Raw genomic sequence first — 626 nt, 5'->3', positions numbered from 1 at the left:
GAAAGATGGAACCTATCGTTTATCCGATGGATATTTTGGAGTAATTATAAGAGATGAATATGAAAAAGCAATAGGAGAATTTGTAAAAGAAATATATAAAGATTTTAAAGTATATGCATACTTTGGAGTCAACTTTGTATTTTCAGAAAAATTAAATAAAGATACTAAGGTAAGTGAAATATATGAAAAAGATGATACCTTTAGATCAGAGGTAACAGTATTAGTTAAAGAAAGTGAAGCTAAAGAAAAACCTATAGAAGAAAGTTTAAAGAAAATAGTAGAAAAGATGGAGGAAGCAAAACTATTTGGAAAGTTAAAAATGGTAGTAGTTCATGATAATAGATTTGATGAAGTAGGTTGGAGTAGTGATACTATAAATATAGATGAAGATGTTGTTAAATATGGCATAAAATATATTTGGGTTCATCCAATTTCTGGGATAAGCGAGGTGGAAACAAGTGGCATATGGAGAACTAAATGAAACACAATTAGCACTGCTTGATTGTCTTATATATATTGATGATGTTGTAAAATATGGTGAAGGAGAAAAAGTAACTGTAGGAGATGTTGTAGATGATTTGTTAAAAAATAATGCAGAAAACTTAGATAAAAATAAAGAACCTGAT

1 protein-coding gene is annotated in these 626 nt (G+C 28.3%); it reads left to right on the top strand.

Features of this window, described 5'->3' with window-relative positions; translation table 11 throughout:
* Positions 1-481: hypothetical protein (locus OM90_RS12845; protein WP_330381867.1), on the top strand; the 481-nt coding region annotated here is incomplete at its 5' end.
* Between the last annotated feature and the right edge of the window lie 145 nt (positions 482-626).

It is taken from the genome of Defluviitalea phaphyphila (assembly GCF_001466305.1).
Classification (GTDB): Bacteria; Bacillota; Clostridia; order Lachnospirales; family Defluviitaleaceae; genus Defluviitalea_A; species Defluviitalea_A phaphyphila.
This window is presented reverse-complemented; position numbering and strand designations above follow the sequence as displayed.